The organism is Flavobacterium sp. C3NV (assembly GCF_046825355.2).
Lineage (GTDB): Bacteria > Bacteroidota > Bacteroidia > Flavobacteriales > Flavobacteriaceae > Flavobacterium.
In genome coordinates this window covers 42957-56678 of record NZ_JBKQBJ020000015.1, presented here as the reverse complement: position 1 = coordinate 56678, position 13722 = coordinate 42957, and the positions used below count along the sequence as shown (strand labels likewise).

At 37.4% G+C, this 13722-nt stretch carries 14 protein-coding genes; 5 read left to right on the top strand and 9 right to left on the bottom strand.

Translation table 11 applies throughout. From position 1 onward, the window contains the following. Positions 1-10: 10 nt before the first annotated feature. The 6 genes from ACIDC4_RS19310 to ACIDC4_RS19285 all read right to left on the bottom strand — a co-directional run bounded on the left by ACIDC4_RS19310 (position 11) and on the right by ACIDC4_RS19285 (position 5420). Positions 11-1849, bottom strand: a complete 1839-nt coding sequence (locus ACIDC4_RS19310; RefSeq protein ID WP_412043993.1) for a DUF4365 domain-containing protein — start codon at positions 1847-1849, stop codon at positions 11-13. 322 nt (positions 1850-2171) lie between these two features. Then, entirely contained in the window at positions 2172-2642 is a 471-nt protein-coding gene (locus ACIDC4_RS19305) for a JAB domain-containing protein (protein ID WP_412043992.1), read from the bottom strand. Positions 2643-2912: 270 nt separating this feature from the next. Then, positions 2913-4229 (bottom strand): PcfJ domain-containing protein, encoded by a 1317-nt coding sequence (locus ACIDC4_RS19300; protein WP_412043991.1) that lies wholly within the window; start codon positions 4227-4229, stop codon positions 2913-2915. Then, a complete protein-coding gene (locus tag ACIDC4_RS19295) occupies positions 4226-4606 on the bottom strand; it encodes a Cas9 inhibitor AcrIIA9 family protein (protein WP_412043990.1) in 381 nt (126 codons plus the stop codon). The genes ACIDC4_RS19300 and ACIDC4_RS19295 overlap by 4 nt, the downstream gene beginning before the upstream one ends. Positions 4607-4633: 27 nt before the next feature. Further along, entirely contained in the window at positions 4634-4993 is a 360-nt protein-coding gene (locus ACIDC4_RS19290; RefSeq protein ID WP_412043989.1) for a DUF7222 domain-containing protein, read from the bottom strand. Positions 4994-5030: 37 nt separating this feature from the next. Then, complete coding sequence (locus ACIDC4_RS19285) at positions 5031-5420, bottom strand: single-stranded DNA-binding protein (RefSeq protein WP_412043988.1); 390 nt, start codon at positions 5418-5420, stop codon at positions 5031-5033. A gap of 333 nt (positions 5421-5753) precedes the next feature. Between ACIDC4_RS19285 and ACIDC4_RS19280 the strand changes: the two genes are divergently transcribed. Beyond that, the gene (locus tag ACIDC4_RS19280) at positions 5754-6710 is read left to right on the top strand and encodes a hypothetical protein (protein ID WP_412043987.1); all 957 of its coding nucleotides are present in this window, start codon (positions 5754-5756) and stop codon (positions 6708-6710) included. Positions 6711-6879: 169 nt separating this feature from the next. Then, the gene (locus ACIDC4_RS19275) at positions 6880-7314 is read left to right on the top strand and encodes a DUF1810 domain-containing protein (RefSeq protein WP_412043986.1); all 435 of its coding nucleotides are present in this window, start codon (positions 6880-6882) and stop codon (positions 7312-7314) included. Between the two features lie 49 nt (positions 7315-7363). Here the strand turns inward: ACIDC4_RS19275 and mobC are convergent, their stop codons facing one another. The 3 genes from mobC to ACIDC4_RS19260 are packed head-to-tail and all read right to left on the bottom strand — an operon-like array spanning position 7364 to position 11011. Next, positions 7364-9352, bottom strand: a complete 1989-nt coding sequence (mobC, locus tag ACIDC4_RS19270; RefSeq protein WP_412043985.1) for a conjugal transfer protein MobC — start codon at positions 9350-9352, stop codon at positions 7364-7366. 13 nt (positions 9353-9365) lie between these two features. Continuing rightward, positions 9366-10631 carry a relaxase/mobilization nuclease domain-containing protein gene (locus ACIDC4_RS19265; RefSeq protein WP_412043984.1) on the bottom strand — a complete coding sequence of 422 codons (1266 nt, stop codon included), beginning with the start codon at positions 10629-10631 and terminating at the stop codon, positions 9366-9368. Then, positions 10616-11011, bottom strand: coding sequence for a plasmid mobilization protein (locus ACIDC4_RS19260; protein WP_412044058.1), 396 nt, complete (start codon positions 11009-11011; stop codon positions 10616-10618). The genes ACIDC4_RS19265 and ACIDC4_RS19260 overlap by 16 nt, the downstream gene beginning before the upstream one ends. Before the next feature lie 290 nt (positions 11012-11301). Between ACIDC4_RS19260 and ACIDC4_RS19255 the strand changes: the two genes are divergently transcribed. The 3 genes from ACIDC4_RS19255 (at position 11302) to ACIDC4_RS19245 (ending at position 13692) form a co-directional block, all read left to right on the top strand. Beyond that, a complete protein-coding gene (locus ACIDC4_RS19255; RefSeq protein WP_412043983.1) occupies positions 11302-11592 on the top strand; it encodes a hypothetical protein in 291 nt (96 codons plus the stop codon). Positions 11593-11795: 203 nt separating this feature from the next. Continuing rightward, a complete protein-coding gene (locus ACIDC4_RS19250) occupies positions 11796-13328 on the top strand; it encodes a MauE/DoxX family redox-associated membrane protein (RefSeq protein ID WP_412043982.1) in 1533 nt (510 codons plus the stop codon). A gap of 82 nt (positions 13329-13410) precedes the next feature. Beyond that, the gene (locus tag ACIDC4_RS19245; RefSeq protein ID WP_412043981.1) at positions 13411-13692 is read left to right on the top strand and encodes a hypothetical protein; all 282 of its coding nucleotides are present in this window, start codon (positions 13411-13413) and stop codon (positions 13690-13692) included. Positions 13693-13722: the final 30 nt, after the last annotated feature.

The window sequence follows — 13722 nt, the reverse complement described above, 5'->3', positions numbered from 1 at the left end:
CTTTTTAAATTTACCCATCTCCGCTTCTTTGATTCTCTATGTCGTTTCCAGCGGGTAGTATGGAAAAGTCAAGTTCAATAAAGTCTTTTATCGACCAAACAGTTTTATAATTCATTTCTCTCTCGCCAAGCATGCGGTACGGATCAAAACCTTTTTCAGATGCAGAGTCTTGAAGGCTGTTCATAAGCTTGGTATATTTTTCAACAAAACTTTCATGTGCAGTGCCCATGTTAAAGATCGATTCATATTCTTTATTCAAACCGTTAAATCCGTGTTCATCAATGGCATGCAAAATTTTAGTCTTTGTTCCATTGGCTTCTTCATGTTTTCCTGAAAAGTGCTGTATCTGGAATTTTAGAATCATGCTAGAAATCATATTTTCGATGTAGTCATTTGTTTGATATAACTGGGACAGCTGATCAAGCGAATTGCATAGTTTTTCAAACATCTGGACAATTAAGGCATTAACCGGCTGATGCAAGTCGAAATTTCTTTTGTTCCAGCAACCTAGATAATGAATATGAATCGCCTTTTCATAGTTCCATTTTATAGATACCAATGTCAGATATGCACTTCCCATATGATAACCGCATTTATTGGCATATTCTGCAATTGCTTTTAGACGATCCAAGAATTTCCGTTCAAGCTGCTGCCATTCTATAAATGCCCTGCTTTGAAAAGGCTTTTCTGCACGTCCTATAAAAAACGAAAAATTCACCGCCAGATCATGCAAAAGAATTGAAGACTCGGCTTCCATAATCTTATTATAAGCGACAATGCGCACAATGGCGCTTTTTTCATTTTCAATAATTTTCTTCATTGAATTATAGTACTTTATTATAGCTGTAGCTGGTTGTGCCCTATTTAATGAGAGAGTTTCATTAGCCTTTTCGATCTGAAAAAATGAGCCGGCATCAACTAGACTGTTTATCTTTTCCATCTGAAAATCAAAGTCATCTTTGGTTATCATATCAAGCAAATATCTCGCACTTAGAATGGTGTGTTCAATTATTGCCTGACCTTGGCGATCAAATTCGTCAGAAAGCTTTTTTGCATCATTAAGAAGTTCAAGCGCTTTGTAAAGATTTCCCCTCTGATAATATGCAATTCCGCAAAAAAGATAAAACCGAGGCGTTGCGGTATCCCTCGGCCAGCTTCTTTTCTCTACTTCTATTACTGTATTGAAATGATTTTTATTTACCAGATCGGCGCCAAACTGATCAATAAATTCGATGTTTTGTGCAACGCTGTATACCTCAAAATCTGCATCAATAATCAATCGATCTGAATTATTCCGGTTTTCAAGCGGGTTAATAAATTGATTGATGTGCTTTAGAGTAATACCATGTGCATATGTTTCATCATAAATGTGCTGAACGGCTTTCTTATCAAGTCTTTTATTGAAATAAATTTTGTGCGTCTGCTGCTTATGCCATTTAGGATTCTTGTTCTGGAGCTGCAAAGCGAAGTTCTTTACATTTTCGTAGAAAAAAGTCTTTGTGGGATGATGGTAAAAGATATAGTAGGCAGGCATTGGATTATTGAGCAGGTAATTGATATTTGAAGTGGTTAGCTGCAAGCCATAGCTACCATCTTCTGACTGCTGAATTGTATTGGTTGCCTTTAGCTGAATAGCGCAATGATAGTTGGTGTATGCCAATTTACCACAGCTAATCTCTTTTTTAAGCTCTATATGAAAATCAATTCCCTTATCCCTGTCTTTTTCAGCCCTGATTTGAAATTTTTCAACAGGGAACAGAGACAGTAAATGATATTCAGAAATTGTTTCAAGGTTCTCGTTAGGGTTTACTTTGGGAAGATCTGCATCTTCAAAACTGCTGTACACCATAATAAATAGGTTTAAGCAGTAAAGTTAAATAAAATGGCAGGAGATTTCTGAAGCTGTATGGGAAATTTCTGAGGACATTAAGTTAAATTAAAATACAATGGAAAATTTAGCTATTTTTATAGATGACTCTAAATGAAGTATCGCATTAATATTGATTACCAAGATTCTAATATTTTTGAAGTGGATTATATATACCGAATTCAAACTTTTGAAAAGTACCTCGAGAATCAGAAGTGTTCACTGGATCACTATGCGAACTATAAAGCAGGACTTGTACCCAACATCTTTTACGGGCACAATAGCATGAAAGATGAAAACGCTCCTAAAGGGCGCCTTCATCTGCAAAAGAGTAATAGGTTTCGGGTGTTACGATCAGATGGTCGAGCAGCGGGATATCCAGCAGTTTTCCTGCTTCCCGGATTTTTCGGGTCATATTTCTATCGGCCTCGGAAGGTACTGTCTTTCCTGAGGGATGGTTGTGGGTGATAATGATCCCGACGGCGGCGGCTTTCAGGGCTGCCGCGAAAAGCAGGCGCATATCCACCACAGTTCCCGAGATGCCTCCTGAGGAAACCTCGTAGATTCCCAGAACCCTGTTGGACTGGCTGAGCAGCAGTACTTTGAACTGCTCAAAGAATTCTATTTTGCCTGGATCCCAACTGTCAAGCAGTATGCGGTAAGCATCTCTGGAAGAAGTGATACACGGTCTTTCAGTGCTTTTTACTTTGGTTTTATAGATCAGTTCGATTTCTGATACTTTCTGCCATTCTGTGTTTTGATGTTGATTTTTCATAATTGCTGTAGTTTTAAGATTAATTACAGCACCGCTGTGCGGGCAGGGACGAGCGAACGCAGAAAGCAACGCAATAAAGCAGGATTGCAGCCCTGCATTTATGGGGGAATTTTTTGCGGAGAACCGAAGGACGTGCCCGAACTTTGTGATGAAATTGACTTAACATTCCACAATAGCCCCTAAGCCGGGACTGCTCCGTGAACCTTAAAGTGTCTGCGCGCCAAAAAAAATACCGCAGTTAAAAATCTGCGGTATCAATAGTAAAATGGGTTAAGCGGGAGCAGTCTGCTTTTTCTGTTTTTTCAACCGCCCGGCAATCTCAAGCAGGTTTTTATTTATAATCCTAAGAATCCTGCCGTGATATTTAGTGGCTTTATTGCGATGTCCCCTGCACTGGATAATTTCCATTCTCGAAAGGGATACTTCAATGGTTTCCACGGGTCTGTTTTCAATCTGCGCCGAAAGGATTAAGGAATCCTTTTTTTTATAATACTCATTGGTAAATACGCAGTGGTGGAGCGTGTCGCCCTCATAGAGAAAATCCTGCACACGGTCAAGGACTTTTACGGTAAGGTCATTATCGGTAAAAGAAAGTCCTAAGAACTGTTTTTTATCATTTTCATAAATCGGCTCTGCTTTCTGTATTTCTGCACGCATCTGCGCAAGATGCTTTCTGCGCTGTATGTCCCTTTTTTTGGCAACAAGCCTGTCATGCGCCTGGTCTAAATTTTCGGGGCAGACAAGCGCAGTGGAGCTGAGGTCTTTATTAAACCATCGGAGCAGGGCAATATAATCTTCCCAAATTTTTACGTCCTGAATCTGATAACGCTGTCTGAGGCAGGTTTTTACTGCCTGCCAGTTTTCGCGCAGGTGCTGTTCATGGGAAGTGAGGTAATGCTTGAGCAGAGAAGTCTGCGAACTTTTTAAAAGGGTTTCTGCAACGGGGTCTTTTAAAAGAGCAGTAAAGAGTATCTGCGGTGCAATGCCATACGTGTAAGTTTTAAAACCGTTTCTTTTCAAAAGCGGAATCACTTTCATGTGCGGATAAACCTTGTAGGGACTGATGCGGTATTTTGGCGAGTTCTGAAAATCTTTTGGACGGATTTCCAAAGGGGAATAGTACTGCCATGCATCATAGGCATTGGAAAAAACATTGGTACTTCTTGAGATGGTGCGCACTTCCCCTTTTGGATTTATCCAATGCTGCATAACTTCGGTATGGGAATAGGCGGGAAGAAAATTCTTTTTCATGTTCTTGTGCGAGCAGATGATGCGCACCACCTGATACCCAGAGCAGGTATCGGTGAGGGCGAAGTATTCAATTTCCCTAAAATGCACCTGATTGTGCTGATGCATTTTAAGTTTCCCCTGACAGGCGGTGCAGTTAATATAATTTTTGCAGGACTGGCTTTGGCTGTCGGGTTTCCACGAATGGGTGCATTCCAGACAATGGAATTTTCCTCGTGAGAGCACCGCCCATTTCAGAAAAATATTTTTTTCCGCCCAATGGTGCATCTGAGATGTTATTGGGGCTAGGGAGGTACTTAAGGCTCTGATTTCTTTTTCTATAACTGTTTTGGGTATCATAAGTCAAAGAGTGTTAGGGTTTTCTGTACATGCTTCACGGGTTGCACTTTTTCTATTTTTTGAACTGTGCTTTGAGATACTGCGGGAGCAGTCGAGAACAAATCAGGTTTGACAGGCGGGCTTAATGAAACTATGCATTGTACAGGGGCAGGCGTTTCAATCGTGTCGTCTGTGTAGTACTTCACAGCCATGTCAAAGATTTCCTGATTGTCAAAGGCGCATTCCCCTGTTTTTTTGACCTCGCCGAAAATGTAATGGAAACAGCTTTCAAGGTTTTTGCTCTCTTTTTTATAGTCCGCTGAAAACAGGGCATCATTCTGCGCTTTTTTGCTCAGGTAGCTTTCTATGGCGGTTTTAAATTTTTCTGATGCTTTCATAAAGGAAGATTTTAAGATTGAAAAGCGTTATTCAAAACTGTTTCTGTAGATGTCAAAACAGTATTCTTCAAAGCAGAGCCAGCATACAAAGGTGTAATGGGGCAGTCGGTGGCGGTTTTTGACAGATTCCCCAAGGGAATCTTCAATTTCATATCGGATATTTTCCAAATCATCCAAATGCTGGATATAGAATTTCCTGCAGTCCGAGTTGTAGACAAACTCTGAAATCATCCCGCAGATGCATCCATTTTTCTGCAGGTCTTCCAAGAAAGATTTTAACTGCTCTTTTTTTGTTCCGTCATAAGATTCCATATTGGAGAGGACTATTTTTTTGAACTGGGCGGATACGGGATATTCTATGTAAACTGATTTTTCAGAGGCTTTCATGGCGTATAAATTTTGATGTGAAACGGCTTTTATCCAATCAGAATGGCAGGTTGTCGGGTTCGTCTTTTGGCGTGTTTTTCTTTGGAACTGCGGGAGCATTGGAATCGCTTTCTGTTTTCGGGAAAACAAGTATTTTAATATTACTGGTGTGAAAGGTCAGCGAACCGAGCGCTTTGCCCTCGGCATTATTGTAGACATTCAGACCTATACGCCCGAAGAGTTCGACCACAGTGCCTTTTTTAAGCCACTGCGCCATTTTGTAACCCATCCAATAAGAGCAGTCGATGTAGGTTACTATCTTTTTAAGCTCGTCAGATCCTTTTGGTCTGTAGCTGTCGTTTATGGCAATGGAGAAATTTACCACCTCCCTGTCTTTTGAAATTTTTGCCGTTACGGCATCTTTTGTAATTCGTCCTGAGATTTCCATGATGCAACATTTTAAGTGAGTATTTTTTCTGTTTTTTTTCAAGCCCGCATGAAATTTTTTAAAAGAAAAACGGGAAAAAAGAAAGCACAAAATCAAGCGCCCGATAAAGGATCCGGAGTGCTATAAGTCCCGAAGGGCGGCAAGGCCGTTATGCGCATGCAGGATACTGCGGGTGCTATTTTCGCGGCTCTTTTAATCCGTTTTTACAATGAAAATCAGAATTGATAATTTTCAGTCAGTTTCTCAAGAAGAAGTAAATAATGTTTTATCGGATGATGGATTATTTTTAATAAATTTACTTTAGAGTATGAACCTAATCAGTTATGAATAAAGATGAAGATTTTAAAAAATGGGGTCGAGGCAATTCAAATTGGTCTTGAAGATTTTAAAAGTGAAGATCCGAGAAGAGCGCAATCAGCAGTTCGTAATATTTTTGCAGGAATGCTATTGTTGTTTAAAGAAAAATTGCGACGTCTTTCTCCAGAGGACAGTGATGAAGTTTTGATAAAACAGAGAATAGAACCTTTTTTAGATGTGAATGATGAGCTGTCATTTAAAGGGAAAGGAGATAAAACAGTTGATGTCTACCAAATCAGAGAAAGATTTAAAGGATTTGGAATTGCAGTTGACTGGAAAGCAGTAGAAGACATAAATAAACTGCGCAATGCCATAGAACATTATTATACAGAAATGGCTCCATCAGTTATAAATGAAATTGTTTCGAAATCTTTTGGAATTATCAGAGATTTTTGTGTCAAGTATCTAAATGAGGAACCAGTGGCGCTTTTTGGACAGCAGGCGTGGGATATCTTCCTAGAGACTGACGAGGTATATGAAAAGGAAAAGAAAGAAAGTGAAGAATCTTTTGCGAAAGTGGACTGGAGATATGATATACTAACTGAAGCGGTGAAGAACATGAGGTGTCCCAAATGTCAATCAGAACTTATCCAAGTAACGGATGTGAACAAATATGAACCAAATGAAGATCTGTTATTATCATGCAGAAAATGTAATTTTGAATTTGATCTGGCAGATGTAATTGAAGAGTGTGTAGCTGATGAACTCGCAGGCGAATCATATTTAGCGGTCACAGACGGCGGAAATGATCCGTATACGGAATGCCCGGATTGTGGAAAAGATACTTTTGTTTTTTCTGAAGAATGCTGTATTGTCTGCGGTTATGAACAGGAGAGCAAAACCTGCGCTGTCTGCGGTACTGGCCTTGATGTGGACGAAGCTTACGAAGGTGAAATATGTTCGTATCATAGATCGCTAAGTGATATGGATTAAAATGAGCCATCCTGAAGTAATTTTATTCAAGTATAAAACAGTAGGTAGATCTTACAAAAAAATAGATGAGTATTCAATAAAATTTGGTAATTGGAAAAAGCTGTTTTTTATAAAATTGATTTTGGAATTACAGGTGTTTATCTTTACGGAACAATAAAAATCTTCTGCAATGGAAAAAGAATTTGATCTTGATCGTTTTTTAGAAGCACAGCAGGAAACATACGACACCGCACTGCGCGAGATCAGAGAGGGTAAAAAGCAGACGCACTGGATGTGGTTTATTTTTCCGCAGTTAAAAGGACTCGGCTTTACTGATTATAATATTTTTTACGGCATTGAAAATATACAGGAAGCTGCACAGTATTTTAATCATCCTGTACTTGGAAAACGACTGACTACAATTACAAAAGCCATATTAAAAGTTGAAAATAAAACGGCACTGGAAATTCTGGGAAGGCCAGATGAAAGAAAACTGCAGTCCTGCATGACCCTTTTCAGCCTGCTTGCTGATGCGCCTGAATGTTTCAGGCTGGTGCTTGAAAAATATTACAATGGAGAGCAGGATGAAAAAACACTGCAGATTATAAAAGAATCCAGCCGCTAATTTTTTTTTCTTTAATATGCTTCAGGAAAACAATTAAAGTTTCGAGTGATTATTTCTTTTTTTTGATCACTAAATGAGACAATGCAGGGTCATGTAGAAGACGCTCCATTTCTGAATTTACGATTTCGGATATGTCTTCTTTTATCTGCCTATAATTGCGTTCAATCATTGTATTATTTATAATACGCACCGGGCTGATTCCCTGATATGAGTTTTCTTCTTTTCTAAGCTGCTCATGATTATTGATTATTTCCGAATGAAATGTTTTGAGTTCTATTTTACAGTCGGGATTATCGGCTGTAATGCCGACAAATTCACCAGAGCTCAAACATGAAATTTTAGAAGCAGGCACGGCAGCTTCCAGTTGTTTTGATCTGCTGATGGAGGTGTCTGAGCTGTTTATGGAAATACTTTCGCGGTCCTGCATTATTTTTCCAAAACGTTCGGAAAGCTGTTTTGCTGTATCACCGTTTACCTGTCCACTGATGATATTTCCAGTGATATTGAGTATGACGTCCGCCTGCTCACGGCCGTAGTCTTTACGCAGCTGGCTGAAGTCCTGAATGCCTAGACAGGTGCTTACCTTATTGCTTCTGGCTGTAGCTATCAGGCTATCCATATTATTGAGATATATGGTTGGGAATTCATCAAATATGAGACTGCTTTTAAGCCTGTCTTTCTGGTTCACCTGTTTGATGAGCCTGCTGACATAAAGCGATAGAACGGCGCCATAGGTCTGGATTTTAAGCGGGTTGTTTCCCATGCAGACTATCTTAGGGTCTTCAGGATTATTAATGTCAAGAGTAAAGTCATTTCCAGAGAGCACATAGTAAAGCTGCGGACTGGAAAGCCTTGCCACGGATATCTTAGCCGAGGCAATCTGCCCCTCAAGCTGCTCCATGACGTTTTGAAGATAGGCACTGACAAATGGATCTATCAAAATCTCTATTTCTTTTTCAGTTCTAAGCAGCGTAAAAAGACTGTTATATTCAACCTGCATCAGTTCAATTACGTGAGGCAGGGTGCAGAATTCACCGTTATTGTATTTACGCAGATACCATATAATAGCAGAAAGGAAATTGATTGGCGATTCGACGAAAAAGTCTCCCTGCTTTTTTATCCATTCCCTGTTTAATCCCAGCAGAATGGTGCGTGCCGATTCAGCTGCATCCGTTATGTCGTCCATTGATTTTGGATCGAGGGGATTGCATCTGTGAGTACGGCTCAGGTCATCAAAATTAATGACATAGAATTTCGGTTCAACCTTGTATAAATGCTTATTGTGAAGCCAGGTGTTATAGGCTATTATGCTGAGGTCGTCAAACTTAAAATCATATACAAACATTGAGAAACCTTTACGTATGTGTTGCGTTATAATATGACGGATTACAAAATAGGATTTTCCAGAGCCCGGGGTTCCTGCAACCAAGATTCCCCGAAAAGGATTAATGATATTGATCCAACTTTTTCTGATTTTATCTTTTAACGGGTACTCTGCCGGCAGATTAATGGAATATTCATTCTCCAGCAATCTTTCTTCCTGTGGAAAGGTTTCATTTTCCTTGTTGAAGATGTCCTTGCTGCTTAATTTTCTTTGGATGATCCGTGAGAATAAAGTACCGCCGGAAAGTATCAAGAGATATCCCAGGGAAGTAACAGCCAAATAAGAAATTATCCTGATTTGATCCTCTAACACCATCAATAGTAAAAAATAAGAACAGAAGTAAGATAGAAGCCCTGACAACAAAAAATGGAAAGCTGTTTTAAACTGTAAATTTTCATTTTTTTTTCCTTTTGCGCCAAGTAAGGAAATGAGCAAAAAACAAAGGGCAAAGAGTTTGGATCTATGGAAATTGTCAAAGAGTCCCGTGTTATAAATGTTCTGTAAAATCCTGTCGGTAAACTGAGTTACCAAGTGCCACTGTTTAAAAATAGTATATCCGTAAAAATAGAAATGAATACCCAAAAGCGTAATGCTGATGAGCCTTGTCATATCCAAAATTTTTCTAAGCGCCTGTTCATTTTCTCCCGTCTGCATCGTCATGGCTTTTTTATTGATTATTAGATTGTCCTTTTTTTCTTCTTTTTTTTCGTTTGCCTTTTAATTGGTTTGGAATATAGTCCCCGGTATACTCGGGCTGTAATACGCTGTCGATAATTTTCTGAAGTTCATTGTTGGAAATAAAACCTGATGTATGTTCTTCAGTTGGTATTACATTGCTATTTATGATTTGAGTATTCATTTCCCTCTTTTGCTCAAAAGGTTTTTCGCATCTCTCAAGTATTGCTTTTGCAGAATAATCTTTACCTAAAGCACTGCCATTAAAGACACATTTTGTTATATGGTCCACATAAGTAATACCATAGAGAAGACCTTTATCGCTGGTTCTCAAAACAGAATTAATTCCTTCTTTTTTCAATATATTTCTTAACTCGGAAAATCTTGGTTTATCTTTTACAAAGGCAAGGTCGATGAGGTTTTTTATTCGTCTGGTATGAGTTGCTTTTTTAGATTTATTTTCAATGAATTTTTCTTCCAGGAACTTTAAAGTCGGCTTTTTATAAAAGTCACTTGCTTTAATAGGAACCCCGGTAGGTTTACCATTATGATCTACTATTCGATAGACGAGTCCGTTCGCTTTAAAGACCCTCGAATTTTCACTTCCACGGTCGGCCAGAACATTATATACACTAAGCACTGCATTGAGCTCAGCCAAACTGGAATATTTATAAGTACGAAGAACATGGCTTAATACTTCATTAATTGCTTTTTTGGATTGTATTTTTCCATAGTTTATTTTACCGACACTAATAGGGGAGAGTTCAAAATTCACTTTTTCTTTCCTGCTTTCTGCTACAATTAAATCGAATATCTTTTCGATTTCCTTACGGGCAGTTTCGGATTCATTTTTTCCGATATTCTGCATGTCAATACGCTTTCCATCAGGCCGAACTTTAATGGAGACGATGTGTATGTGCGGATGTCCTGCATCATGGTGCTGATATACTAGATAAGGCTGCGAACCAAAACCAATTTTAGTCATGTAACAATTTGCAATTTCCATTAGTTTTATCTGAGACAAGTCCTTTTCAGAGGGATCAAAATTCAGGGAAATGTGCACGCTGTTTCGGGTCACATTCTCATTAAGTTCCAATTGTTTTAAAAGAAAATTTAGCTTGAAAGAGCTACTCATCTGATCGACATCCATCGGGTAATTTCCTTCCCCGATACACACGGCAACGCCATTTGAAACTTTGTTTTCATTGTAAGCAAAAGTGCGACGGATGGAGTGTCCTGTTTTTATGATTGCAACCATTTTACAGAAAGATTTTGAATGTGTTTCTGAATGTTTCCGATGTTGTTCAATAGGATTTTTTTATCGAGTTCATATTCCAAAATCCACTGCCTGAAATCAGAAACCTGATGGAGTGTATGTAGCTTTTTTACTGCCTGATTGTAGTTATTTCCAATACCATTTAAATCCGTACGCAAGCGGATTAATTCCTGGATTATTTCGTCCAGCGATTCATTTCGATATTTCATTATAACAGGTTTTTGCAAAAGATTTTTTCGTGCAAAATCACTTAGTTTTAGGCATGTCGATTTCTCAAATCTTTTGTGCAATAAAAGGTATTCATCTGGTGCAAGCCTAAGATGCAACCATTTTGTCCGGTTTTTGTTTTCTTTCTCTATCATCATCTTTTTCATTTAAAATCTACAAAAATCCTTCAATTTTCACTGCCCACGAGTTCCGAGTAAAAGGGCAGCCAGATATCGGTTGTGATACAACCGGACATCTGGCCGATTGCAGAAACGTTGCAATCTTACTGAATCTGAAAAAAGATCTCAGAATTCCTTGAAGTAGTTAGACGAATTTAGGTAAGTAATACCAATACATCCTATCATGGGCAAATTATGCTTATGATGCTTTTAAAAGTCATTACTACCTTTGTTTTTTGATTTATTAACTTAAAAATGGTGAAATTATGAGTGAAAAGAATTATGCTGCCAAAGTGTTTGATACAGTTTTAAGTATCCCGGGCATGAGTGAGATGGTGAGAATAGATTTAAAGATTTCGCGCAAGAATGTACTGTTGCTATCTCATTTTATCGAGATAGGAGTGCTTATGGAAAAAGATGAGGGAAGCCTTATGGGGAGTATATCAGAAGAAGGGCTTTCGGACCTGAAAAACCTTTCACAAGAATGTCTCCAGAAGGCCGGACTAATAGAGCTTAATCAGAAACTTTTGTCCTTCAGCCAGGATAGCAGCTCCTAATAAAAGAGAATTATACAATTGAAAATGCTATATGGATGCAGATCCGTATAGCATTTTTTTTGACTGAATGCTAAAAAGAAAATTAGCTTGATTTTGATGATTTTTGGCTTGTTTTTGATGTATATTGTTGAAAATAAACGATATAAATTTGTTCTGTTTAGCAAACATGAGATAGTTTATTATAGTAATTAATAATTTCAATTATGATATTAAGAAGCCATATAAAAAATACGATAGTAGAAATAATTTGTCTTTCATATATATTACTTTTTGTTTACGCTGCCGTAAGTAAATTAATGGATTTTGAAAACTTCAGAATTCAATTAGGCCAATCACCAGTTTTAGGTCCATTTGCGGAAATTATGGCAATCCTCGTTCCATTTTTAGAATTAGCTATTGCGGTGTCTCTGGCTATTCCAAGATTTAGATTTTGGGCAATTATAAGCTCATTTTTGTTAATGTTTTTGTTTACAATTTATATTTATATCATATTGAAATACAGTTCATTTATTCCATGTTCTTGTGGTGGCATTTTGGAAAATATGACATGGAAACAACATCTTGTTTTTAATATTATAATTACAGTTGGAGCCGGAATTTGTATGTTTTTATTACCAGTTGCATCGTCAAGGAAAAGCTGTGACCAGCGCACAATTAATTTTAAAATATTTTTATTGACAACATGCATTTTTGCTGGAATTACTTTGATGACTATACTATTTCGTTTTTCAGAAAAAACAATTCATTATAAAAACAAATTTGTCCGAAGGTTTCCTCAACATACTGCTCAGGAAATATATAAAATTGATTTAAAGTACAATTCCTATTATTTTGCAGGAACGGATAAAGGAACATTATATTTAGGTAATATTACCACACCTCTTAAAATATATGCACTCGATACTTCAAAAAGGGTATTAAAGAAATTTCAAATAAACTTAAAAGAGAAAAACCTTTCATTCAAAGCTCCTAAAATCAAAGTGTTAAATGATAATTTTTATGTCTTTGAAGGTGAAATTCCATATGTCTTCCAAGGCAAGACATCCAATTGGTCTGTTAATTTAAAAATACGTAACGCTACTAAATTTCTAAATGCAGAAATTATTGATTCCGCCAATTTCGTTATGCGTTATCCGGGGAAAAAAAATGGGCAAATAGGTCTTGCAATTATAAACACAAAGGATAGTTTAGAAGGAATTTTTAATAATGCTTTACTTGAGAAGCAATTTGACGGGATTATTGATACAGACGGTTCTTTACTGTATAATGAGCAGCTTAAAAAAATTATATATGTCTATTACTATCGAAACCAATATCTGCTTATAAATCCAAAACTTCAGTTTCTATCTTACGGAAAGACAATAGATACCGTTACTAAAGCACAAGTTAAGTTGGTTAAAAATAAAAATACGGGGATGATAACTTTAGCTAAACCTCCACTAATTGTTAATAGAATCAGTGCTTCATATGGAAATTTACTATTCATTAACTCTACACTTCCAGGACAATATGAAAGTGATAAACTATGGCGTATTTCAAGCATCATTGATGTATATGATGTTACGAATAAATCATACAGGTCCAGCTTTCCTGTTTATAATGTAGATGGTAAAAAAATAAGAAGTATGATTGTTAACGGACAATTTCTTTATGTTTTAGTTGATGAAAATTTGATTTGCTATAAACTGCGAAGCCATCTTACTCAAAACCGTACAGTTAAGAAATCGAAGAAATAAAGATAAAATATATCGGCCGATGTCAGGGAGCAGATCGAAAACCTGAAATAGAGTAGATCATAACTATATAAACTTTTTTATTATGAAAACAATTTTTTCAAAAGGATTTGTGGCTCCGGTGGCTGTCATGATCCTAGGAGGGGCAGGAGCCTTTGTAACTACCTCGATGGGCACAACAGAAGCATTAGTTGATAAGCCTGGCTATCATTTTGTTAATGAGGAGAATCCATGTCAACTTGAGAATGAAAGATGTACAACCGATCAGACTGGTGTAATATGCACATACAATGGTGATCAATTATATGGAAAAATAAATGAGGAAAGTCCGGACAATTGTATGCTGCCATTGCGTAAGGTCCTTTAAGAACGTTATCTTTTATTTTTACAAAGCTGT